At 57.8% G+C, this 22,296-nt stretch carries 21 protein-coding genes; 14 read left to right on the forward strand and 7 right to left on the reverse strand.

The genetic code is table 11. The features are described from left to right. Positions 1-110: 110 nt before the first annotated feature. The 9 genes from fliS (at position 111) to JNO50_RS02960 (ending at position 7,531) form a co-directional block, all read left to right on the forward strand. Positions 111-554 (forward strand): flagellar export chaperone FliS, encoded by a 444-nt coding sequence (gene fliS / locus JNO50_RS02920; RefSeq protein WP_189536879.1) that lies wholly within the window; start codon positions 111-113, stop codon positions 552-554. Next, on the forward strand, positions 551-868 hold the full coding sequence (locus tag JNO50_RS02925) for a flagellar protein FliT (RefSeq protein WP_189536881.1): 318 nt from the start codon (positions 551-553) through the stop codon (positions 866-868). The genes fliS and JNO50_RS02925 overlap by 4 nt, the downstream gene beginning before the upstream one ends. A 74-nt stretch (positions 869-942) precedes the next feature. Further along, on the forward strand, positions 943-1,314 hold the full coding sequence (locus JNO50_RS02930; RefSeq protein WP_189536883.1) for a DUF2802 domain-containing protein: 372 nt from the start codon (positions 943-945) through the stop codon (positions 1,312-1,314). Continuing rightward, a complete protein-coding gene (gene fliK, locus JNO50_RS02935) occupies positions 1,311-2,318 on the forward strand; it encodes a flagellar hook-length control protein FliK (RefSeq protein ID WP_189536885.1) in 1,008 nt (335 codons plus the stop codon). The genes JNO50_RS02930 and fliK overlap by 4 nt, the downstream gene beginning before the upstream one ends. Continuing rightward, positions 2,299-2,643, forward strand: coding sequence for an EscU/YscU/HrcU family type III secretion system export apparatus switch protein (locus JNO50_RS02940; protein ID WP_189536887.1), 345 nt, complete (start codon positions 2,299-2,301; stop codon positions 2,641-2,643). Before fliK ends, JNO50_RS02940 begins: the two co-directional genes overlap by 20 nt. 212 nt (positions 2,644-2,855) lie before the next feature. Beyond that, positions 2,856-4,103, forward strand: coding sequence for a glycosyltransferase family protein (locus tag JNO50_RS02945; protein WP_189536889.1), 1,248 nt, complete (start codon positions 2,856-2,858; stop codon positions 4,101-4,103). A 13-nt stretch (positions 4,104-4,116) separates the two neighbouring features. Beyond that, entirely contained in the window at positions 4,117-5,316 is a 1,200-nt protein-coding gene (locus tag JNO50_RS02950) for a hypothetical protein (protein WP_189536891.1), read from the forward strand. Between the two features lie 186 nt (positions 5,317-5,502). After that, positions 5,503-6,384 (forward strand): NAD(P)-dependent oxidoreductase, encoded by an 882-nt coding sequence (locus JNO50_RS02955; RefSeq protein ID WP_189536893.1) that lies wholly within the window; start codon positions 5,503-5,505, stop codon positions 6,382-6,384. Beyond that, entirely contained in the window at positions 6,377-7,531 is a 1,155-nt protein-coding gene (locus JNO50_RS02960) for a glycosyltransferase family 2 protein (RefSeq protein WP_189536895.1), read from the forward strand. Before JNO50_RS02955 ends, JNO50_RS02960 begins: the two co-directional genes overlap by 8 nt. Positions 7,532-7,590: 59 nt before the next feature. Here JNO50_RS02960 and JNO50_RS02965 read toward each other — a convergent pair whose 3' ends face one another. Beyond that, positions 7,591-8,682 carry a hypothetical protein gene (locus JNO50_RS02965; protein ID WP_189536897.1) on the reverse strand — a complete coding sequence of 364 codons (1,092 nt, stop codon included), beginning with the start codon at positions 8,680-8,682 and terminating at the stop codon, positions 7,591-7,593. Positions 8,683-9,178: 496 nt separating this feature from the next. Between JNO50_RS02965 and JNO50_RS02970 the strand changes: the two genes are divergently transcribed. Next, on the forward strand, positions 9,179-9,469 hold the full coding sequence (locus JNO50_RS02970) for a hypothetical protein (RefSeq protein WP_189536899.1): 291 nt from the start codon (positions 9,179-9,181) through the stop codon (positions 9,467-9,469). A gap of 213 nt (positions 9,470-9,682) precedes the next feature. Here the strand turns inward: JNO50_RS02970 and JNO50_RS02975 are convergent, their stop codons facing one another. Then, complete coding sequence (locus JNO50_RS02975) at positions 9,683-10,549, reverse strand: YicC/YloC family endoribonuclease (protein WP_189536901.1); 867 nt, start codon at positions 10,547-10,549, stop codon at positions 9,683-9,685. A 168-nt stretch (positions 10,550-10,717) separates the two neighbouring features. Between JNO50_RS02975 and rph the strand changes: the two genes are divergently transcribed. Then, positions 10,718-11,431, forward strand: coding sequence for a ribonuclease PH (rph, locus tag JNO50_RS02980; RefSeq protein ID WP_189536903.1), 714 nt, complete (start codon positions 10,718-10,720; stop codon positions 11,429-11,431). 21 nt (positions 11,432-11,452) lie between these two features. Here rph and JNO50_RS02985 read toward each other — a convergent pair whose 3' ends face one another. From JNO50_RS02985 to rstA, 4 genes are all read right to left on the reverse strand, one after another. Continuing rightward, positions 11,453-12,265 (reverse strand): trypsin-like serine peptidase, encoded by an 813-nt coding sequence (locus JNO50_RS02985; RefSeq protein WP_189536905.1) that lies wholly within the window; start codon positions 12,263-12,265, stop codon positions 11,453-11,455. A 74-nt stretch (positions 12,266-12,339) separates the two neighbouring features. Then, positions 12,340-13,308 carry a hypothetical protein gene (locus JNO50_RS02990; protein ID WP_215796468.1) on the reverse strand — a complete coding sequence of 323 codons (969 nt, stop codon included), beginning with the start codon at positions 13,306-13,308 and terminating at the stop codon, positions 12,340-12,342. Between the two features lie 79 nt (positions 13,309-13,387). Then, positions 13,388-14,719: a two-component system sensor histidine kinase RstB gene (gene rstB / locus JNO50_RS02995; protein ID WP_189533452.1), complete on the reverse strand. Its 1,332-nt coding sequence runs from the start codon at positions 14,717-14,719 to the stop codon at positions 13,388-13,390. 3 nt (positions 14,720-14,722) lie between these two features. Beyond that, entirely contained in the window at positions 14,723-15,451 is a 729-nt protein-coding gene (gene rstA, locus JNO50_RS03000; protein WP_194588384.1) for a two-component system response regulator RstA, read from the reverse strand. Positions 15,452-15,821: 370 nt separating this feature from the next. On the opposite strand from rstA, the gene JNO50_RS03005 reads away from it, so the two are divergent. Further along, the gene (locus JNO50_RS03005) at positions 15,822-18,644 is read left to right on the forward strand and encodes a collagenase (protein WP_189533449.1); all 2,823 of its coding nucleotides are present in this window, start codon (positions 15,822-15,824) and stop codon (positions 18,642-18,644) included. Positions 18,645-18,832: 188 nt separating this feature from the next. Here the strand turns inward: JNO50_RS03005 and JNO50_RS03010 are convergent, their stop codons facing one another. Beyond that, positions 18,833-19,771, reverse strand: a complete 939-nt coding sequence (locus JNO50_RS03010) for a LysR substrate-binding domain-containing protein (protein ID WP_189533447.1) — start codon at positions 19,769-19,771, stop codon at positions 18,833-18,835. Between the two features lie 315 nt (positions 19,772-20,086). On the opposite strand from JNO50_RS03010, the gene aepX reads away from it, so the two are divergent. Beyond that, the gene (aepX, locus tag JNO50_RS03015) at positions 20,087-21,055 is read left to right on the forward strand and encodes a phosphoenolpyruvate mutase (protein WP_215796469.1); all 969 of its coding nucleotides are present in this window, start codon (positions 20,087-20,089) and stop codon (positions 21,053-21,055) included. Positions 21,056-21,086: 31 nt separating this feature from the next. Then, positions 21,087-22,283, forward strand: a complete 1,197-nt coding sequence (locus tag JNO50_RS03020; protein ID WP_215796470.1) for a pyridoxal phosphate-dependent aminotransferase — start codon at positions 21,087-21,089, stop codon at positions 22,281-22,283. The last annotated feature ends 13 nt before the right edge of the window (positions 22,284-22,296 follow it).

Consider the following 22,296-nt stretch of genomic DNA (forward strand, 5'->3'; position numbering starts at 1 on the left):
GATGGTATGCTGGCGGAACCGGCCGTTCCTCTGATCGGAGGACGGCGAAAGGTCAATCATGACGCGTGACCGGGGATCCGCTCCGGTGCGCGGGAAGCAAGAGTAGACACATGAACAATCGCCTGGCCCTGCAGCAGTTCAGCAAAGCTTATGAGAACGATGCCCTGGAGGTCGCCGTATACGGCGCAAGCCCGGTCGGTCTGATCGTTCTGTTGTACGAGGGTGCGATCAAGGCCTTGAATCAGGCCAAGGTGTTCATCGGGCAAAACCGCTTTCAGGAAAAGGCGGCGATGATCAGCCGAGCCCAGGATATTCTCGAAGGGCTGCGCGTCGCCCTTGATCACGAAAAAGGCAAGCAGGTCACCCGTAATCTCGAAGATCTCTACCAGTACTCCAAGTATCGTCTCGGCATTGCCAACCTCAATAACGACGTCAATATCCTCGACGAGATCGCGAATCTGCTGGGTATTCTTCTTCCCGCCTGGCAAGAGCTGGATCGCCGTCCGAAAACCCCGGACGCGGCGGCGAGTCCCGCCGCCAAGGCAGGCTTATGACCGACCTTGAGCTCCGCGAGCTGGCGACCCGGTTCGCCGCGCTGACGGACGCGCTTCTTGCACAGGCCGAGGCAGGGGGCTGGGACGCCCTGTCCCCACTTGTCGACGAGCGGGATGAGGCGCTGGATCGCCTGATTGCCGAAGCCGGCGATCGTCTGCTCGACCGCTTGCCGGATCTTCGCCCGGTTTTCATGGCGCTGCTGGACAAGAACCAGCGTATCGACGCTCTGGTTGGCCGCCGCCAGGAAACGCTGGCTGTTGAACTGGCTCCCGCCAGGCAGCAGCGGCGCCTGAACGACATGTATCGCTCCTGAGCCGCTTTTTCCTTGGGTTCCGTTTGCCGGGCTCTTAAAATCAGAAATGAAGCGTTGTTTGTGGAGAGCCCGCCATGTCCGCCTTTACCCTGTTGGCCAGCAATCTGATCTTGTTGGGCATTATCGCCGGGGTTGTTCTGTATTTCCGCCGCCGCCTGAAGTCGCTTGAAGAAGACAATGATCCGGTCGTGACCCTGTATATCGAGCAGTTACAGCAGCAGATCAGTCATCTGCAACGGGATATGCAGGTTCTTGGCGAAAAAATCGAACAGCGTTCCCCCGGTACGCCGGCGGTCGCGATGCCGCCTGCCGCCACGCCGTATAACCAGGCGATCGAATTGATACGACAAGGTTGCAGTGCCAGCGAAGTCGCCAGCCGGTGCGGCATTTCGCGAGGAGAAGCCGAGTTGATCATTTCACTGTACAGGAACAGTTCGACATCATGATCGGCCCGATTAATCTTCCCTCGACGCTGGATACCCAGCCGATTTCTCCCATTCGTCTTTTGACGGAGGGCGGAAAACTCCTCATTGAAGTCGCCTCCTCGCCCGAGAAGCTGCCTTCCCTGATTCTTGGGGAGCAGGTCACGGGAAGGATCGCCGAGCGTCTTGGCAATGACCAATTGGCGGTCCTGATCAAGAACGGTCTTTTTACGCTGAACCTGCCCAAAGGAACGCCCGTTTCGGGTGACACGCTCAGTTTGCGTGTGGCCAGCCTGAAACCCGAGCTGACGTTTGTGCTCAATGACACCGCGCAAGAGGGTGCGTCCAAGGACAGTTCGGTCGAAGTTTCCCTCAGCAGGACTTCCCGCTATCTGACGGATCTGCTGCGCGTGGGCGACAAGGCGGAGCGTCCGGCCAAAGCGCTCAATCTGGATGCGTCGCAGGATTCACCTCCGCATCTGGCCCAGGCGATGCGCAAGGATGTGCAAAAAAGCGGTCTGTTTTACGAGTCGCACCTGAAAGCCTGGAACGAGGGTCGCATGCCCCTCGAGGATTTGCGTCAGGAGCCGCAGGCCACGCTGACGAAAGCATTGGCCGATCCCCGGCATCCGGCGGGAGCCGAAGCGCGCGCCGAATTGGGCAAGCTGGTTCAGCAGCAGCTGATGACTCAGGAAACCCAGCAATTGCCGCTTCAGGGGCTGGCCTGGCCTGGGCAGCCCGTGTCCGTGTTGATCGAGCAGGACAAGACCGATGACCGCGAAGGTGGGCACGGCAATCCCGAAGACCAGGCATGGACCACCAGCCTGTCGTTATCCTTGCCGGCCATGGGCGGGCTTGACGCGCGGTTGCGCCTGGTGGGCGGCTCGGTGCAGGTGACTTTCCTGACCGACTCGGAACGGGCCGGCGAGTTGATCCGGGAACACGGCCGTCGCCTGGAAGAAGGCCTGGAGCTTGCCGGTATCCAGCTGGCGACCTTGGTGGTGAAGCATGAAGCGCCGCAATCCTGACGATGCCCGGCGATCTGCGGTCGCCGTATCGTATCGCGATGGCGCGCGAGCGCCGAGCGTGGTGGCGAAGGGGTATGGCGAGATGGCCGAGCGGATTATCGAGCGCGCCCGCGAAGCCGGTGTCTTTGTTCATGACTCCCCGGAACTGGTTTCCTTGCTGATGCAGGTCGACCTTGACCAGCAAATCCCCCCCGAACTTTACCGGGCGGTCGCCGAAGTGCTGGCTTTTGTCTATTTTCTGGAGTCGCGCGCCAGCGCTGGTTCCGCGAGCTCACCATCCTTGCCGAAGCAAATTGTCGATGCGGTCCTGCCCGATGGCGCCTGACGCCGTATCGACAAGATCTTTTCCAAAAGTGATTACTTTTTGGATATTTATATAAGAAAAAGCTACCCAAAATAGTTGATGTGTGGTCAGGCCGTTCGGGAGGCGCCGCATTTGGCTGAGAGATCAGGTGTTTGCCTTGTCGCCGCCGCGTTATTCTGTGATTATGCAAAAGACATTGTCCAGGCAGCGCAACCTGTAGAGGGAAAAACGGCATGAGACTCTGGAAAATCCTGATTCTGGCGAATCAAGGTAACGACTATCTGTGCACCATGGCCAGTTCATTGCAAAGCGGATTTGTCCGGAACGGCACCGATTGCAAGACTTTTTTCGATCCTTCGGCCTCCGCGATCGAGAAGAAAATCGCCGATCTTTCCCCTGACGTGGTGATGGAGTTCAATGGTTCGCGTGGGCAGTCCTCCGCAAACATTCCCTCGGAAATCGTGCATATCGCCTGGATCCAGGATGCCAGGACGGAGAAGACGCTGCACTATCTGGATCCGGCATTCGGTGGAAGCGATATCGTTTATACCTTGCTGGATCCGGAATACTTCGGCCTGGAGCCGGCCCGGCATCCCGACGCGGTATGGCGTGTGCTGCATTCCGGTGTGGATACCGACATGTTTTGCTTCAAGGCGGTCGAGCCCGCGGCAGATACGGCAAGCATTTGCGGCTATATTCCCAAACCATTTCATCGTGGAGGCGGTCCTTGGGATGAACCCCTGTTCACCGTGAATCAACGGCAAGTTGCCTTCAGCGACCTTTTGAGGCGGCTGTACGAGGTGGAGAAGGTCTCGTCATCGGAGCATGGCTATGTTCCGATTCATACGTTCATTACCGATCAGATCAATACGGCGCTCAATATCCGCATCGATAACAAAACGATGGTCGACATTTTCCAGGACCACCCATATCTGGTGTTTCTGGATACCGAAATTCCGCGCATCCGGGATCGTATCCTGATGGCAGACGCCGCCGTGCAAGCTGGACTTTCCTTGGGTATTTACGGACCCAATACATGGAAATCATGGCCCGAGTTTGCCCAATATTACAAAGGCTATGCGCACTGGCGTACCGATCTTGCTGCGATTTACCGTGAGACGCGGTTCAATCTGCACAATGGAGCCTTCGGCATGCACTCGCGGGTGCTTGAATGCATGGGGGCCGGTGGAGCGATTCTGGTCAATCGCAACAAGATCGAAGATCCGCGTAACCGGATCGGCCATTTTTTCAAAGATGGTGAGCATTACATTGAATATGAGACCGAGTCGCTGGCGGAGACCCTGCGCGAATGGATAGCCAAACCCGGGGAGCTCGCCCAGTTGCGCGAAAATGCCGCTCTGGCCATCAGGGCTGGCCACCAGTGGCATCATCGCTCCGCCCAGATCCTCTCCGATCTCGAGCAGCTTGCCGCGCGCCGCGCGCAGAAGCCGGAGACGGTTCCCACGTCACAGGCGCATTGAATCGGTAAATGGATTGTCCCTCTACCCGGCTGCGCCGGGCCTAACCCTGGATGTGATCATGACCGAGAGCATACTGCCCGCCGACCCGTTTCAACTTGATCTTCTTCGCGTTACCCATGCCTATTTTGACCGTGTGGTCAATGATCCGGAGGGGGCAAACGAGTCGGTGCGCGAGGTTCTGGGATTGGATCACTCGCCATCCAGCGATCTGGTTCTTATCGCCTTCCAGAAAATCCTCTGTTCCCAGTTTCGCGAAGCCGGGCAAATCCTCCTGGATCTGGGCATTTCCCAACCCGCGATGATAGGAGCGATTTACAAGCTGCTGGCTCTGGTGTTCAAGTATCTGATCGCGGGGGCGCCGATTTCCGATCTGGCGGCTTTTGGCATGAATCATGCAGTTTCGTTTTACTATATGCATCCAAAATCGCTCGAGGCTCAGTTCGCCATTCTGGACATGCTTTTGTATTTCGGGCGGGCGGAAAGCCTGGGGAAAATGATCGGCCAGGTCGATCAGGAGCGGTTTATCGAAGAAATCGCCGAATATCAGGCCTATCTGCAGCGGCAGAATTCCTATGAAGATCGTCATGAAGTCAGTTTCGTGATGCTGGCCGGCACCGATCCCGCCTTGTTGCGCCATACCTTGAGCGTATTGAGCCACTCGGCATGGAGCCAGTCGAGCGAAGTGGTGCTGGGACTCTCCGAGGAGTCTCTGGAAATGAGGCTTGTGGCTTCCGAGTTCGGAGTCCGCAAAATTCATTCTGGAACACCGGGCTGGGGATTGAACCAGTACGCGGATATATACGGGATGGCGGACGGTAAGTATGTCATTCAAATTAGCAACGCTATTGAGTCGCTCCCCCTTCACTTCGACCGCACCCTGATGGACGCCCTTGATAACGACGAGGCGCTGGGGCTTGTCGGCCACTGGCCGGAACGTGTCCACTTGCTCAAGAGCGGCACCATGAAACCGGCGCTTGAGCGGATGCATAATGAGCAACCGCGATCGGACAAGCCCTTTGGACTGGGGCCGGTCTCTGGCGCCTGTTCCGCCATACGGCGCAAGGATTTTCTGGCCATCAACGGTTTTGCGCGAGCGACGCTGTCGCCCATGTCGCGTGAAGAGATCCAGCTGATTCGCAAACTCAGCGTGTATGGCAAGGTCAGCGGTGTGTTTTTCGATCAGGGGCTGGTATTGCGGAGTGCGGACGAATGACCCGAATGGACCGGTGAGTGCAGAAAGCCGAGATATCTCCCACGCCCGTCCGGGCGTGTTTTTTTTGCCGCTTGTATCGACCCGGGGATTCCACGGAATACCAGGGGGTATACTAGGCATGAAAGTGAAACGAAACGTTGGGGAGCATCGCCTGTGCGGCCTTTTCCCCGGGATGAGGAGTGTTCGATGAAAGTCGGTTATATCGGCCTGGGCATCATGGGGCGTCCTTGCGCGCTCAATCTGATCAAGGCGGGTTTTGCTGTCGGGGTGTGGGCGCGTAACGAGGCATCGCTTGTTCCATTGCGCGAGGCGGGGGCCAGTGTCTATGATTCGCCGGCGGCGCTGGCCGCCGGGGTTGATGTTCTGATTACCAACCTGTCCGATACCCCCGATGTGAAAGAGGTGCTGCTTGGGGATCAGGGCGCGGTTCATGGCGCGCACCCCGGGCTGGTTTGCGTTGACATGAGCACCATCAGTCCGATCGGCGCCCGCGACATCGCGGCGGAGCTAGCCGGACATGCCGTCGCCTTTCTCGATTGTCCGGTGTCCGGCGGAGAGGTTGGCGCCATCAATGGCACGCTGACCATCATGGTCGGGGGGAACGCCGAGGCCCTGGAGCGTGTCCGCCCGGCTCTTGACGCCATGGGCTCGACCATTACCCGCATAGGCGATTCCGGCGCCGGACAAGTGGCCAAGGCGTGCAACCAGATCGCGGTCGGTGTCGGGGTCGCTATGGTCGCCGAGATCATGCAACTGGCGCGTGCAGCCGGTGTGGATCCGGTGCCGGTGCGCGAGGCGTTGCTGGGTGGCTTTGCCGCCAGCCGGGTGCTGGAAGTGCACGGCCAGCGGATGATTGATGACAATTACGCTCCTGGGTTCAAGGCCGCTTTGCATCTCAAGGATATGGGCATCGTGATGGATACGGCACGGCAGCTGGGCATCCACCTGCCCCAGTCCGAACGTGTCGCGGAGCTGATTGCGGCGCTGGTGGCGCGCGGCGAGGGGGGGCTTGACTCATCGGCGATTGCCCGGCTGATCTGGGCCGAAAATGGAGCGGCCGATGATTGACCCCCTGTTGCCCGAAGAGGGGTTTCATCTTGATATGCTCCTGATCCTGAACACGTATCTTGATCAGGTCGGTTCTCATCCAGCCGAAGCCAACTCACAACTGTCGCGCGCTCTCGGCGTGGACGACTCCCCAATTCGGGAGCGAATACTGCTGGCGTTTCAACTCGTGGCGAGTTTGCGTCTGCCGGAAGCCGCCCGTGTACTGAAAGAGGTGGGTCTGGAGAATCCTGACTGGATCCCCCATGTTTATCCGGTGCTGGCCATGGTGTTCAAATACATCACCAGCGGACCTTCCGTGCAGGAACTGGCAACGTTCGGTATCGAGCCTGTGATGGCCTTTTATCGCCAATATCCGGATCATCCGGAAGCCCAGCGCGCCCTGATTGACATGCTGTTGTATTTTGGCCGGCTGGAGAGTCTTTCCACGGTGCTGGCCCAGGCGGATCTCAACCGGTTTGTGGCGGAGGTCGGCGATTATCAGCAGTTGCGTTACCGTCTGGACAATTACCGTGATCGCTGCCGCTTGAGCATTGTGCTGGTGACCTGGCAACGACCGGAACATTTGCGCCATACCCTGGAACGCCTGAAAGCGGCGCTATGGTGCGACGATGTGGAAATCGTCATCGGCGTGAACGATGACTGGCAGGCCACGCTCGACGTCATCACGCAATTCGGCATCGACAAGGTGCGGGTCAATGACCGCAATGGCGGCATCAACTTCTACAAGGAGATTTTTCCGCTCGCGGAAGGAGAGTATCTCATTGAGATCGATGACGATATTGAAGCGTTTCCCCATCACTTCGACAAAGACATCATCGAAGCGCTGCAAAGCGATGCGTCATTGGGGTATGTCGGGCACTGGCCGCAACGTTATCTCCTGCAGGTAAGCGGACGGCAACTGCCGGGCCTGGAGCCGATGCATCTCATGACGCCGCGGCTTGGCAAGCCATTCGGCATTGGCCCCGTATCGGGGGCGTGTGCCGGCATGCGACGCAAGGATTTTGTGAGAATGAACGGGTTTGGCCGGGCGACATTGTCCAGCCAGTCGGGAGAGGAAATGCAGATCATCCGTAAACTGTCGCTGTACGGGATGGTGAGCGGAGTGTTTTTCGATCAGGGACTCGAGGTGCGTGTCGTCGGCGAATAATACTGACGTAGGGGCAGGATATATCGCCCCCGAAGGACTCTCCGGCGGGACGATGCGTTTCAACGGAATTTTTCGGGAACATAGAGCGTTGCCGCCGGGCACTTTGGAAAGAGCGTCACCGGCAGTGCGCTCGCTGGCGACAGATTGATAACGTCGACTCCCGACCGTCGCAGCGCTTTGGCGGCCAACGAGAAGGAGGGAAGGATGACGTCTTCGAACTCGTCGGTCAGATGGCTGCGCAATCGATTCGCAGGGGTTTCGTAAAAGCGGGGTTTTTCCCGGGCATTGCCGATATCGACCCCATGCAGATAGATGCGCCGGTAACCCAGCCAGCAAGCAATCTGCAGCGCGACAAAGGCCACGGTTCCTCCGCGGTATACGCCTTTGCGGATATTGCCGCTGAACCCCCGGGACGGGTCGTTTTCATCGACATGCATCTGCGGGTCCGCAGAGGCTCGCGCCAGTGAGTCCCGCGTGGGTTCATTGTACTTCTCCGCCGTGTCCTCAATGGCAACGACCTTGCATGCAAAAGATCGGCTTTGCATGCACTCTCGCAGGTAAAAAAGGCATTTTGGCGTGGTGAACAGGGTCATGCCACTCGTCATGGCAATCTTGCGCGCAATGTCGGGCCTTCCGGTGATAAAGGTGTAGTCGATCAGGCAATACAGATTGAATACCAGCTCCGGATACGAGCGTGTCAGTTCGATTGCTCCGTTTACCCCGAAAAGCAGCGCGCCAGGCAGGCGGCGATAATTGATTTCAGAGACGGACGGGCCGGTGGCGATGATATGGATCGCCCGGTTTTCTCCTTTGGGTACGTCATCAAGACGGGTCAGCTCGATGCGCTTGCCGAAAAATCCAAGCTGCTGAATCTCTCCGTCCTGTCCACGCCGCAAGGATGTGTAGGGCCACAACTCGATGCTATGACGGCAGGCTTTTCCATAAAACACACGATGCAGCAACTTGAAGGTCTTGATGCGTAGTTTGCGTAGTCGCGCAGGACGCCAGGGAAAACTGATGCGAGGGGCATCCCCTTGATCCTGGCGTGTTCCGGCCAGATGGGCGGTTTTTAGTCGCATGGCCTGCTCCGCTCCAAGAGTATTTCGATACGGACTATTCTCGCCGCAGGAAAGCCAGGAAAAACGGTGCATACATACTTATTAAAGAATGAGTTGTAATTTTGTAATGTGTAAATTTATGAAAAAATAATTGATGAGATAAAAGATTGCGGCACTTGGGAAAATGATGACGAAGCTGGGGAACAAGAGGAGAAGAGCTTAACGTATCTTCACATTCAGGTGTCAGTAAAATACCACAGAAAATGAAGTCAATGTGAAAGCTGATTAATTGGCATAAAGTTGACTTTCTAGAGAACTTCACACTAACGATACCGCCCGCATGGCCAGTTGGTTTGTTGCGTGTGGCATTTCAACCCACCATAGCATACAGGTGTCCGGTCGAGTTCCGATTGCAACGTGCGGATGCAAGGTTTACAAGTGGCTCTTGGAAAGGCAATCAAGCATTTGTCGACAGAATGGCGTATTTCCTCCGTTATGGAGGGGGACGCGATGACCTGACAATCGGGCGCCGTCAACACAGGATACAATCAGATCCAGTCTGGACTTCTACCATTAATGCGAGGGTTGAATGTGGATTATTTTGGCAATATTGTCACTTTCAGTGATTGTGCCTATTATCATGGTTTTTTGGGTTTTTGGCATGGCTTCAATAGAAAAATTCCATGAAGAAACCGTGCTGTCAAGAAGATTGAAATGGGCTGGCCGTCTTTCCATATTGCTGGGTTTGCTGTTGGTCGGCACGTTTTATTTGGCGAGTGGAGGCATTGTCCTGACCATTTTGGGATTGGTTCTTTGCATTCAGTCCTATTGCATTGCCAATCGGACTATGTTTGCGCGCATATTCAAAGTACGGGGCTGAATTCATTGTGATAGATGATTTTATCTGGCTGAACAGGCATGAGCGTCCTACCGTTTCTTATTGCCCCGAGCCTGTTTTTTCGACTATTGCCGCCCTAAGGATATTCCCGGATTTTTTTCCTATGAGCTTGATTGATATGGCTTGGCGGGAAAAGAAACGCCCCTGGTCGGGGCGTTTGTGGTTCGGTCTTGCGAGGCGGGACGCTGCGAAGGCTTATTCGATATTCTGGATTTGCTCGCGCATCTGCTCGATCAGCACCTTCAGCTCTACCGAGGCCTGGGTGGTTTCGGTGGAAACCGATTTCGACCCCAGGGTGTTGGCTTCCCGGTTCAGCTCTTGCATGAGGAAATCAAGTCGCTTGCCCGCTTGGCCTCCATGCTTGAGGATGCGCTTGACCTCGGTCAGGTGAGTGGTCAGACGGGAGAGTTCTTCGTCAACATCGATTTTCTGGGCAAAGAGGGCGAACTCCTGCTTGATGCGGTCATCGTCGACATTTCCCAGCGCGTCGACAAGCCGTGTTGACAGCTTTTGCATGTAAGCTTCGAGAATCTGGGGCAAACGGGGGCGTATGCCCGCCACAATGGTTTCCATGCCCGCGATGCGCTCAAGCAGCAGTTCGCGCAGTTTTTCACCTTCACGCTGTCGGGTTGCATTGAAATCGGTCAGTACCTTTGCCAGTGTCTCCAGGCAGAGCTGATGGAGGATCTCCGGTGCAAGCTCGTTGCTTTTGAGGACCCCTGGCCAACGCATCAGTTCGCCGACCGACAGCTCCTTGATGCCGGGGGCGAGCTTGGCGATGTCGCTGGCCACTCCAAGAAGCCGGCTCAAGGTTTCCCGATTCAATTCCAGCGTTGGGGCGTCGCCTTCGGCCTGGTTCAGGCCGGCACGGCATTCGATCTTGCCTCGTGTCACCTTGCTTGAAATGAGTTCCCGAAGTTGCGGTTCGATAACGCGCAATTCTTCGGGAAGGCGCATCTGGATATCCAGATAACGGTGGTTGACAGCGCGCAATTCGAGGCTGAGCAGCCCCCCCGGGAATTCGCGGCTTGCCGAGGCAAAGCCAGTCATGCTGGAAATCATGTGGGACTCCGGTTGATTTTTCAGGGAAACATACTTGGTGCCCGGATTTGTTATTCCCGAAATCCAGGCTATGCCACTATAACAACGGAAATCCCTTCACTCAATCGCCGCAGAGATCCTGTCGGGCTGTACGATATAATGGCGGCACACTTTTCTGGAACTACACCAATGCGTCCTTCTTCCCGTTCTTCCGATGCTTTGCGCCCCGTGCGCTTGACTCGCCATTATTTAAAACATGCCGAAGGCTCCGTGCTCGTTGAATTTGGGGATACCAAGGTCATCTGCACGGCGTCGGTCGAAGAAACCGTCCCGTCATTCCTGAAAGGAAAAGGGCAGGGCTGGGTGACGGCGGAATATGGCATGCTGCCCCGTTCCACCGGGACCCGGATGCGTCGTGAGGCGGCGGCGGGCAAGCAAAGCGGTCGAACACAGGAGATCCAGCGCCTGATCGGGCGATCATTGCGCGCGGTTGTGGACTTGGTAAAGCTCGGTGAGCGTCAGATTACCATCGACTGCGATGTGATTCAGGCGGATGGGGGGACTCGGACCGCCAGCATCACCGGCGCATGGGTAGCGCTTGCCGATGCGGTGGATAGTCTGATCGCGCAGGGTAAGCTTGCGGAGAATCCCATTCGCGAGGCTGTGGCCGCGGTGTCGGTCGGGATCGTCGGAGAGGAGCCTGTGCTGGATCTCGACTATATCGAGGACTCCGGGTGCGAAACCGACATGAACGTGGTCATGACCGCATCGGGACGATTCATTGAGGTACAGGGCACGGCCGAAGGTGTGCCCTTTACCCGCGAGGAAATGGACATGCTGTTGGACCTGGCCGGTAAAGGCATCGCTCAACTGGTGGAGCTGCAGTCCGCCGCACGCCGGTGAGCGAGAGGCTTGTCTCCGGTTTCACCTGGGTTTGCGCAGGATGAACGCATCCAGCGCCCGGCTGAAAACCGGAGTGCTCAATCCCATATTGTCGGCCAGTTTGCGCTTGCGCGCATCCGGCGCCGAGCTCTGGATCGCCACGATCACGGGTTTGCCGTTGATAAAGGCGAAAATGGGCGATCCGCTGTCGCCCGACAGCGTGTCGCAATGATGCCCCAGCCGCCCATCAGGCAACAGTCCGGTGGCTCGGCAGTCCTTGTGAGCCATCATGATGTTGTCCGTGTCCTCCGGGTAACCGGCTTGCGTGATGCGCATGCCGTTACGTTCCAGCAAGTCCGACAGGTCATCCCGGGAGCCGCTGAAATACGGAATGACGCCGAAACGGTCTCCTACCCGGTTTTTCAGTCGCACAAATGCGTAATCCCATGCCCCCAGGGAGGCTGGAATGTAAATTCCGTCCTTGCGATGTATCAGTCCCTTGAGTAAACGGGCGCTGACGTATACCTCGGAGGCAGCGACACGCTCTTTATAGCGATCTCCGACCAACCCAAGAGTGAAGCTTTCCGCCGGATCCATGCGCCCCTGCGGCCCGAGGAAGCAGTGGCCCGCCGTCAAGGCGACGTCCGGTGCGACAAGCGTCGCCGTGCACTCCAGCCCGCCTTTTGTCGTGATTTGGCCGATACTTTGCCACGGTGAGCTATCCGGTCTGACAACAACCCTGTCATCTTTGCCGAAAAACAGAGTCAATTGTTCTTTGGTCAGTTTCTCTGCGTGGACGAGCGACAGAGGCAACAGCAAGAGCGGGAGCAGAAGTGAAAGTCGGCGTAGTGGCATGGAGGGAACCAATCCGGTAATCCAAATGAAAACGGGGCGCCATGGCGCCCCGATTATCGCACAAGAATCAGCGATTACTTGGCAGCGGAAGCCGCAGCCTTGCTGGCTTCTTTCTTGGCCTTCTTGGCTTGGGCTTTCTGAGCGGAGGCGTCAGCCTTTACAGCGGAAGCGGCTTTCTTGGCCTTCTTGGCTTGGGCTTTCTGAGCGGAAGCGTCAGTCTTTACAGCGGAAGCGGCTTTCTTGGCCTTCTTGGCTTGGGCTTTCTGAGCGGAAGCGTCAGCCTTTACAGCGGAAGCGGCTTTCTTGGCCTTCTTGGCTTGGGCTTTCTGAGCGGAAGCGTCAGCCTTTACAGCGGAAGCGGCTTTCTTGGCCTTCTTGGCTTGGGCTTTCTGAGCGGAAGCGTCAGCCTTTACAGCGGAAGCGGCTTTCTTAGCCTTCTTGGCTTGGGCTTTCTGAGCGGAAGCGTCAGCCTTTACAGCGGAAGCGGCTTTCTTGGCCTTCTTGGCTTGGGCTTTCTGAGCGGAGGCGTCAGCCTTTACAGCGGAAGCGGCTTTCTTGGCCTTCTTGGCTTGGGCTTTCTGAGCGGAGGCGTCAGCCTTTACAGCGGAAGCGGCTTTCTTGGCCTTCTTGGCTTGGGCTTTCTGAGCGGAAGCGTCAGCCTTTACAGCGGAAGCGGCTTTCTTGGCCTTCTTGGCTTGGGCTTTCTGAGCGGAGGCGTCAGCCTTTACAGCGGAAGCGGCTTTCTTGGCCTTCTTGGCTTGGGCTTTCTGAGCGGAAGCGTCAGCCTTTACAGCGGAAGCGGCCTTCTTGGCCTTCTTGGCTTGGGCTTTCTGAGCGGAAGCGTCAGCCTTTACAGCGGAAGCGGCTTTCTTGGCCTTCTTGGCTTGGGCTTTCTGAGCGGAGGCGTCAGCCTTTACCGCAGCCGAAGCTTTTTTCTTGGCGTGAGTCTTGTGAATAGCGGCCGGAGCGGAAGCATCGGCAGCGTAAGCAGCGGAAGACAGACCGAAAACTGCGGTCATGGCGAGCGCGATCAGCTTTTTCATTTGGCTTGATTTCCTAAGTATCAATTGATTGGATCAAGTGTTCACTTTGGTCCAGGTGTGGATATTATATTGAGACGGTTTATTTTCCGTCTATTTTCCCTTTGTTTCCCCGTGTAACCGAATGTACGGGTGGCTCCTTCGGCCAGCTCAGTACAAAACGGGCACCGCCCAAGGGGGAAGAGTCCAGAGCCACGCGACCTTGATGCGCCAGTGCGATACGGTTGACGATAGCCAACCCGAGTCCGTGTCCGCCTGTCGCACGGCCACGGCTTTTATCGAGCCGCACGAATGGCGCGAATACTTTCTCCCGATCCTCTTCAGGTATTCCGGGGCCATCGTCTTCGACAATCAATTGCAGAATGCCATCGGTTTCGCGCAGGCTGACGGCAATGCGAGTATGAGTATAACGGCGCGCATTGGACAGCAAATTGTCCAGGGCGCGGGTAATCAAGTGGTGGTCCGCGGTGAGGGACCGCGGGCAATCGCTGCCCGTATCGGCATGCCAGTCCAGGTGAGGCGCCAGGGCCTTCTGATCGGCAACCCGTTCCTGCAGCCAACTGGCGGCTTCGAATGTCGTCACGGTCAGCGGTACTTCCGGCCTGTCAAGACGGGCATGAAACAACAATTCCTCGATCATTCTGTCGATGGCGTCAAGATCGCGTTCCATGGCGTCAAGCTCTGGCGAGCCCGCCGCCGTGTCCAGCATCGCCAGACGATAGCGTAACCGCGCCAATGGGGTTCGCAACTCGTGGGCGACAGCGTCGGTCAGCGCCTTTTTACTGGCCAGAAGATCGGCAATGCTGTTGGCCATTCTGTTGAAGGCTTGCCCGACGCGCCTTACCCCGGAGTTGCGAGGAAGCCGCGCCCGAGCGGTGAAGTTTCCCTGGGCGAGGCGAACCGCCATTTCCTCCAGCGTCATCAAGTCTTTCCAGTGCGGCCTCATCCACAGTAGCACCGGTACCGCGAGCGACAGTCCGATGAAGAGCAGCAGCGCGTAGTCGAACCATTTGAGCTGATGAAGGAAGAACAGATAGCGCAGGGGGCCGGCGACCAGGATGTAATCGCTGTTATCGATTTGCTGCAGGTACAGATAATTGTCCTCCAGCATGACGATTTCTCCCCGTGCGAGCGCCTGGCGGGAGTTTTCGTCGAGGTCGTAGGCGCTTTGCCGCTCTACCCGCACATGGAAGGTGAAGCGGTGGTCGTCCTGCTCAAGCTTCTCCGTCCACAACTCCTGCGGCACGCCTTTCAGCTCGGTTTCGATCAGTGTCAGAGTGGTGCGCAGCAGATCGGAGAGATAGCGTTCTCCGACATTGTCGACAGCCTGCTTGTAAACGACGCCGACCAGGACCACGGCCACCATGAAACAACTGACAAGCAGAACGTAGAACTGAATGAAAAGCTTGCGCATCGATCAGTCCCAGCCCGACAGCGAGAACAGGTAGCCCTTGTTGCGCACGGTTTTGATTCGGAAAGGTTCGTTGGGGTTATCGCCAAGTTTTTTGCGCAGGCGGGACACCGCGACGTCGATGCTGCGATCCAGTCCGTCATAACTGACACCCCGCAAATGTTTCAGCAGCGTCTCGCGTTTCATGATCTCGCCCGCGTGGCTGGCCAGCAGCCACAACAGATCGAAGTCTGAGGTGGAGAGCGTGATCTGTTCTCCATCCAGCACCACGTCGCGATTGATCGGATCAACCGACAACTGGCCAAAGCTCAACTTGCGCTGGGAAGCCGGATTCGGGCGCGCGGTGTCCTGCTGGGGCTTGTGGTTGCGCAACTGCGCTCTGAGCCGGGCCACCAGTACCGAGGGCGGGGTCGTTTTCAGGATATAGTCGTTGGCGCCAAGCTCCAGGCCGAGGATCTGATTCATATCGCTGTCCAGCGAGGTCAGCATGACGATGGGCCCTGGGAACACTGGCCGCAGTTCGCGGCAGATGGTGAGGCCATCCTTGCCCGGCAACATGATGTCAAGCAGCACCAGATCGGGATTCTCCCGAAGAATCCGCTCTTGTGCCGTATCTCCGCGCGGCTCGACGACGACGCTCATTTCGTGCCGTCCCAAAAATTCGCTGATCAGTCCTGCCAGTTCGGGGTCGTCTTCAACAAATACGATGCGGTAAGCCATCTTCGGGGGGAACATCCGTCAAGGACGCCTGTAAAGTCATGGTGAGTAGTATCCCCTGTCCGGCGGGGCGGCTCAAGTACCCGCTTTCAGCCGTCCGATCCGGAGAGCCACGGTCCTCATGGCCAGCTGACGGGCGCCGCTTCATTTTCTAAACTGCGTCTCCCCCCTGGCGATACCCAAGGATTCTGCAATGAAATTGGCTTGCGTTTTATTGACCAGTATTTTCTGATGAATTTACCAAAAATGGCCTTGCCCGAATCGTCCCCCGCTGATGCCCGCATTTTCGTTGATCCAGTGAAATCCTGTCTTCGGCAAGCCGTGCGTCACTTTCTCGTTACGCCGGTATGTCTCGATCCCTTCTTACTGACAGGAATGTATCATCGTAATGAAAGAGCAATCGCTTCGCGAACCTTTATTCGGTCTTCGCTCACTTCCCCTCGTGGCCAGCGCGCTGCTTTCCGGCTGCATCATGGCCGATCGCGGTCAGGAGCCTGTTTCTTCCCCATCGGTTCCCCCCGTTGCTATTCATGACCCTGCCCGCGGGCTGGAGCAGGACGGGCAGCGCGGACTGGCTCATAGCCCCATTTTGGCGGAGCGTCCTGTCTGGACCCATGGCGCTCCGCCAGAAGCGGGCGACACTGACGGTCAATTTCCCATGGGCAGTGAAGGCAATAACCCGGATAAGGAATGGACGAGCCGCGGATTTTTGAGTTGTGACGAAGACAAACTGTTGAGTCTGGATGGTAAAGCACTGGCGGATTACCTTGTTCGGGTGCCAAGCTCCTGCGCCGAGCTGCTGTTCCGCAAGCATGCCAGCTCCGCCAAATTGTATTCCGGCGCCAATATGCGTCTGATTGCGGATGAAGCGGCGAAACGGATCGAAGAATGGGATGGCTCCGGCAGCGGAGGCTTTGCTCCCCTGGCGGTCTTCCTGCGCTCTGCGTACTTTGTGCAGAACAACCATTCCAGCGAGATTGCGCCCTTCGGCGCCGATATCGATGCCCGAGTGCTGAGGCTGGTCGACGGCCTGATGCGCAACCGCGCCATGTGGGATACCGAAGTTGCCGAGACCGTTCAACGCGATTTTTATCGGCGAACCGAGCTGACCTCCGCCGTTTCCGAAGTGATGCTGCTGCTCGATTCCGTTCGCGACTACGATGCGATGTTCCGCCATACGACGCATTATTTTTCCGAATATGTGAAGAACCCCGGCAAATTCAAGAAAAACCTGGTTGCCCTGGGGATGCACGGCATGCAGGTCGCAGCTTACCGCACGCATAAAAACGAAGGTTATATGCGCAGTAAGGTCGAGCGTGGCGAGGCCAAGCCGTTGCTCGACAGCATGGTGAAACTGGTGAATGACGGAGAGACCGCGTTCTCCGATCCGCAACTGTATCGCAACATGATCCGTGAATCGGGACGCTACGCCCGTTATGGCGGAGCCTTGGGCAAGCTGGCGGAAAATACCGTGGCCGGTGTATTGAAAACCTCCAAGCGTTTCTCGCCGGAGTGGGCGGAAGCGGTCTATACCCTCACGACGATCGCGCGAGTCGATTGCGAGCGTTACAGTGCGCAAACGTTGTGCACGGCCCGGGACGAGCTGCGCCGCAAGCTGCTCCCCCATCGCTGGGTGCTCGATGGAGGCAAGCTTGTTGTCGAAACGCCCCTTCCTTTCAACGAGATTGTGCCGCTGTATCACGCGCTCAAGCAGGTAAAAGCCAAATTCACCACCCTGACCGGGCACCTCGCTCCGGTCGATGGCGATGCCAACGACGTATTGACCATGGTGGTTTTCGGCTCTCCCGATGAGTACCGTCATTATCAGCGGGCGTTGCATAATCTGAACAGTGACAACGGAGGACTGTATATCGAGAAGGATGCTACGTTCTATACGTTCCAGCGGAAGCCTCACGAGAGCTCCCTGACGCTGGAGGATCTGATGCGTCATGAGTATGTGCATTACCTTGCGGGGCGCTATCTGATCAAGGGCGATTTCGGTCGTGGCGCGCTGTATGGCAAGTCGACTCGCATGGCCTGGTTCGACGAAGGTGTGGCCGAGTTTTTTGCTGGCGCCACATCGCGTGACGGCGTCAAGATTCGCCCCCATACCGTGGAGTCGACACGCCACGACTATCCACGCGTGAACTGGTCACCGGAAATTATCATGAGTTCTTCATACGGAGCCGACAGCTTCTCCTTCTACCATCATGCGGCGCTGTGGTTCAATTACTTGCACCAGCACGATTCGGGCAAACTGAAAACCCTGTTCGAGCATACCCGCAGGGATGACGCGGCCGGCTTCGACAGATGGGTCGAGCAGACAGGCAAAGACGCGCGCACTGTGGTGGCGTATCAAAGCTGGGTCGATGGACTCAAGCAGGATTACCGGTCCTCGCCATGGAAATTCGATCCGGTGCCGGTGGGCGGATGGCTCGCTCCTGATCAGTGGAGGCTCGCGGATGTGCGAGTGATCGAAGCGAAACTGAGAGGGCAGGCGGTCGATGTCCGTTGTCAGAGGTTGGGTGAGGGGCCGCAGAGTCTCATTAACCGCTTCTATTGCCATGGAGTGGTGAACAAGGGCGGGCATGCAAGCTATGAAGGCCGCGTCGATGCGCTGAACGGCGTGCATCGCGCTCTCGCGGCACTGGAGGGCGAAGACAACTTCCGCGCGGTGGAATGCTCGGTCGCCAATGCGGGCAGCAGCGGCCTGCGTGGTTTGCTTGAGTGCGAAGGCCCGTTGACGACACGGCAGCGGCCGGTCTCCCTGCAAAAAGACCAGAGGCTGACCGCCGCCGCCCACCCCGTCTCGCCTTTCTCTTCCCGTGCCGTTGGCGCACCGGGGCAAGCATCGCGTCATGCGGGAGAAAGGTCCGTAGCCGGAGGCAAGAGCGGTAGCCCTGACCTGTCCTCCCCCGGCAGCCGGGCGAACACGCACTTCACGAGTCGTTCCCGTTGCGTGATCAGCCGTTTGCCGCTGCATCAGGATGAGCAGGTCACGCTCGAACGCGCCCCGGCAAAGGGGCGGGTGAACATGAGCCGCGATGGACGTTTCAGCTATCTGCTGGATCCCGAGCACAAACAGGGTGGCGATCTCTTTGTGGTCCGCGGGAGTCGGCCAGGCGGCGAGAGCCGTCGCTTGACCGCGTATCTGAATACCTTGCCGGTTGATCTGCCTCCCGCGGAGTGCGCCCGATTGGGAGGCGGCTGAGCATGTGATCGAATCATGATCCGGTGCTGAGTTGTCCGGCCCCTGCGAGGCGTCGCCTTTCAGGGGCCTTGCGCTTCGTGAAGGGTATTGGCGTCATGCTGGGGATGGCGGCGCAGCATCAATGCGGCCGGGGGGAGGCAGTGGGTGTCCGGCGGGCTCGACCGACGCTCTGACGCACTGGACTATCGTCAGGATGACCTTTTCGGTTTGCCTTTAGCGCCGTTTCCTGTGGGACAGGGGGCCGCATCCGCCACCCGTTGTGCCTCACGCGCCGAGTCGGTGAGCCAATTGACGAAGGTTCCCGCTGCCCGCGATAGCGGAAATTGCTGGCTGAGCCAGGAGTAGGTGCCTGTCTGAAGGGGAGGAAAACCCGGAACCGGCATCAGAATGCCCGCTGCCAGCGCGTCGGCCAAAAAGAGTTGGGGGATAAAGGCGATGCCCAGGCCCCGGGTCGCGGCCTGGATGGCAAGGATGGTGTTGTCCAGCCCCATCCTCCCATCTTCCGGATTGTCGGCGATGCCATGATGAGCAAACCATTTGGGCCACAGGTCCTGCCGCGAGCGCATGGCGACCAGTCGCGAGCGGGCCACATCGGCCGGACACCTCACCCGGTGTTTATGCCAGTAGTCCGGACTGCACACCAGGATCGAGTACTCTTTCATGAAAGGGGTACCGGTCAATCCCGCGAATTGTTCCGGACAGCGGCGAATATAAATGTGCGATGTATGGCTTTTATCGATAACGCCTTGTGTCGTGCGCAGCTCGACCTGAACGTCGGGATGCTCGGCATGGAACAGGGAAAGTCGCGGGATAAGCCAGTGCATGGCGAAGGTGGGCGTCGATTCCAGGCACACGACCGACTGGCGCCCTGATGTGGCGATCTGCCGGCATGCTTCCTCGATGGCCCCCAGCGCCGGTCCGACCGCTTCGAGCAATGCCACGCCGGCTGGCGTCAGTTCGACCTTGCGCGGCATCCGGACGAACAGTGGCACGGCCAGCAGGCTTTCCAGCGACTGGATTTGACGGCTGACGGCACCGGGTGTCACACACAGCTCACGGGCCGCTTCCTGGAAGCTCCCTTGCCGCGCCGCTATCACGAAAACCCGGATTCCGTTCAGTGAAGCCATTCTACTCATCGCTGGTCCAGTGCTCCATGCTGTGCTTAGTGTCAGTAGTTTTTCGTATAGTTGAAATTTTATCAACTATAAATGAATAAAAATCGTTTGTTTATTCTCATCCAATTCCGCACCATAACGACTCAGCTAAGCGGGGATCGGGCCTGAAACGAGCTGCGCCGGTCTGGCGGATCGCCTGCATGTGAATGCCCGTGTTTCTGTACGAAGTCCGTTTTCCATTAATCACGATCACTTGCCCTTTTGCATGCGGAGGGTTCTATTGCTTCTTTATTATGACAATAGGATTTCTTGTCATGTTTTCGAGGGATGGACACAAAAGAAGGGGTGGCGTGCGCCGCCATTGCCCTGCTGGAGATGAGTATGGGTGAGAGGTTCAAGTCGAACGGTGTGACGACGGAGCACCGGAGGGGCGCCCTCAAGCGGGTGCTGGGGCAGCGCAAGTGCCTGCGGGTAATGGAGGCGCACAGCCCCATTTCGGCATTGCTGGCGGAGAACACGCAACTTCTGGATGAGAACGGCGAGTCCCTTGCCTACGATGCCTTCTGGTCCAGTTCGCTGACCGACTCCACCGAACGAGGCAAGCCCGATACCGAGGCTCTCGATATTCAAAGCCGCCTCTTGAACATCAACGAGATTTTCGACGTGACGACACGGCCTCTGATCATGGACGGGGATACCGGCGGACAGCCAGAGCATTTCGCCATGAATGTCCGTTCCCTTGAGCGTATCGGCGTGTCCGCCGTGATTGTCGAGGACAAGACCGGCCTTAAGAAAAACTCGCTGTTCGGCAACGAAGTGCCGCAGAGTCAGGAAAGCATCGACAACTTCTGCCACAAGATCCGGCTCGGGAAGGATGCCCAGATCACCGATGAATTCATGATCATTGCCCGCGTGGAGAGCCTGATTCTCGAAGCCGGCATGGACGATGCCCTGACCCGGGCATGCGCTTATGTCGACGCCGGCGCCGATGGCATCATGATTCACAGCCGCCGCAAAACCCCGGAAGAAGTGCTCGAATTCGCCGGCGAGTTCAAGATGCGCTATCCGCATGTGCCGCTGGTCTGCGTGCCGACCAGCTATGCCCAGATCCGCTTCGACGAGCTCGAGCGCGCCGGGTTCAATATCGTGATATATGCCAACCACATGCTGCGATCTTCTTATCTTGCCATGCAACAGGTAGCGGCGGACATCCTGAAACACGGGCGAAGCTTCGAGTCCGAAGCGAAATGCCTGAGCATCAGCGAAATCCTCGAACTCATCCCCGGGACGCATTAGGCCCTCGCCATCATTATTTAGGGAAACGACCATGACGACTCTTGCAGAGCGGACCCGCCTGATTACCCCGCCCGGTACCTCGAAAATGCGGGTGCTGGCCAATGAACTCAAAGCGGCGGGCATTCACGTCGTCAACTTCGCCGCCGGCGAACTGGATTTCGATACCAGTCCGGTCGTCAAGACCGCGGCCAAGGCCGCGATCGACGCCGGGCGCAATACATATACACCGACGCTGGGGCTGGCGAGCTTGCGCAAGGCCGTGGCAAAGCGCATCAGCGCGAGGCTCGGCGTCGACTATGCGCCAGGCGAAGTGGGCCTGACCGCCGGCGCCAAACAGGCGCTGTACAACGCCGCGATGGTGCTGCTCAATCCGGGTGACGAGGTCATCGTACCCCAGCCGTACTGGGTAACGTTCCCGACCCAGGTGGAAATCTGCGGAGCAATACCGGTGTTTGTCGATACGCGGGACAATGGGTACCGGCTCCTCGCCAGCTCTGTCGAGCGGTCACTGACTCCCCGGACCCGGGCGATCATCATCAATAGTCCCAACAACCCGACCGGTACGCTGTATGAAGAGAGGGAACTGAAAAAAATCGCCCGGCTCGCCATCGCCCACAATCTGTGGATCATCTTCGATGAGTGCTACGCGGAACTGATCCGGGACGGCCACCAGCACGGCAACATCGTACAGCTTTGCCCCGAGGTGAAAGAGCGTACCATCCTGGTCAACTCGTTCTCCAAGAGCCTGGCGCTCACCGGATGGCGCCTGGGGTATGTCGCCGCGCCCGAGGCGGTGATCAAGGCCATGGAGAACCTGCAGGGCCATACGACTTCCAATCCGAACAGTATCAGTCAGTACGCGGTCGAAGCGGCACTCGCCGACGACGACACCGCGTTCATCGATGAGGTGAACCGCCGTCTGCAGGCACGTCTGCTTCTGGCGCATGAGCTCGTGACGCACATGGAAGGAATCGTGGCCGCGCCCGCCGAAGGGGCGTTTTACCTGTTCCTGAACATCCAGAGCAAGATCGGCCGCCGTTTTGGCGATGTCGTCGTGCGCGATGTCGATCATTTGTGCGAACTGCTGCTCTCGCAGGCCCGGGTCGCCGTGGTATCGGGCAGTGCGTTCGGCGATGCAAGCGGGATTCGGGTTTCCTACGCGATCAGCGATGACGATATCCGGGAAGGGCTGACGCGCATGACCGAGTTTTTCAATTCGATACACTGATTTTCCTGGACAT

Origin of the sequence: Paludibacterium paludis (assembly GCF_018802605.1) — a bacterium.
GTDB classification, from domain to species: Bacteria; Pseudomonadota; Gammaproteobacteria; order Burkholderiales; family Chromobacteriaceae; genus Paludibacterium; species Paludibacterium paludis.

Coding starts and splice junctions, on each gene's coding strand:
- JNO50_RS02970 (WP_189536899.1), top strand. CDS start 9,179: ATGTGGATTATTTTGGCAATATTGTCACTTTCAGTGATTGTGCCTATT.
- JNO50_RS02930 (WP_189536883.1), top strand. CDS start 943: ATGTCCGCCTTTACCCTGTTGGCCAGCAATCTGATCTTGTTGGGCATT.
- JNO50_RS02925 (WP_189536881.1), top strand. CDS start 551: ATGACCGACCTTGAGCTCCGCGAGCTGGCGACCCGGTTCGCCGCGCTG.
- JNO50_RS02965 (WP_189536897.1), bottom strand. CDS start 8,682: ATGCACCGTTTTTCCTGGCTTTCCTGCGGCGAGAATAGTCCGTATCGA.
- rstA (WP_194588384.1), bottom strand. CDS start 15,451: ATGTTCCCCCCGAAGATGGCTTACCGCATCGTATTTGTTGAAGACGAC.
- rstB (WP_189533452.1), bottom strand. CDS start 14,719: ATGCGCAAGCTTTTCATTCAGTTCTACGTTCTGCTTGTCAGTTGTTTC.
- JNO50_RS02985 (WP_189536905.1), bottom strand. CDS start 12,265: ATGCCACTACGCCGACTTTCACTTCTGCTCCCGCTCTTGCTGTTGCCT.
- rph (WP_189536903.1), top strand. CDS start 10,718: ATGCGTCCTTCTTCCCGTTCTTCCGATGCTTTGCGCCCCGTGCGCTTG.
- JNO50_RS03010 (WP_189533447.1), bottom strand. CDS start 19,771: ATGGCTTCACTGAACGGAATCCGGGTTTTCGTGATAGCGGCGCGGCAA.
- JNO50_RS02940 (WP_189536887.1), top strand. CDS start 2,299: ATGAAGCGCCGCAATCCTGACGATGCCCGGCGATCTGCGGTCGCCGTA.
- JNO50_RS02960 (WP_189536895.1), top strand. CDS start 6,377: ATGATTGACCCCCTGTTGCCCGAAGAGGGGTTTCATCTTGATATGCTC.
- JNO50_RS02955 (WP_189536893.1), top strand. CDS start 5,503: ATGAAAGTCGGTTATATCGGCCTGGGCATCATGGGGCGTCCTTGCGCG.
- JNO50_RS02945 (WP_189536889.1), top strand. CDS start 2,856: ATGAGACTCTGGAAAATCCTGATTCTGGCGAATCAAGGTAACGACTAT.
- JNO50_RS02975 (WP_189536901.1), bottom strand. CDS start 10,549: ATGATTTCCAGCATGACTGGCTTTGCCTCGGCAAGCCGCGAATTCCCG.
- JNO50_RS02990 (WP_215796468.1), bottom strand. CDS start 13,308: ATGAAAAAGCTGATCGCGCTCGCCATGACCGCAGTTTTCGGTCTGTCT.
- fliS (WP_189536879.1), top strand. CDS start 111: ATGAACAATCGCCTGGCCCTGCAGCAGTTCAGCAAAGCTTATGAGAAC.
- aepX (WP_215796469.1), top strand. CDS start 20,087: ATGGACACAAAAGAAGGGGTGGCGTGCGCCGCCATTGCCCTGCTGGAG.
- JNO50_RS03005 (WP_189533449.1), top strand. CDS start 15,822: ATGAAAGAGCAATCGCTTCGCGAACCTTTATTCGGTCTTCGCTCACTT.
- JNO50_RS03020 (WP_215796470.1), top strand. CDS start 21,087: ATGACGACTCTTGCAGAGCGGACCCGCCTGATTACCCCGCCCGGTACC.
- fliK (WP_189536885.1), top strand. CDS start 1,311: ATGATCGGCCCGATTAATCTTCCCTCGACGCTGGATACCCAGCCGATT.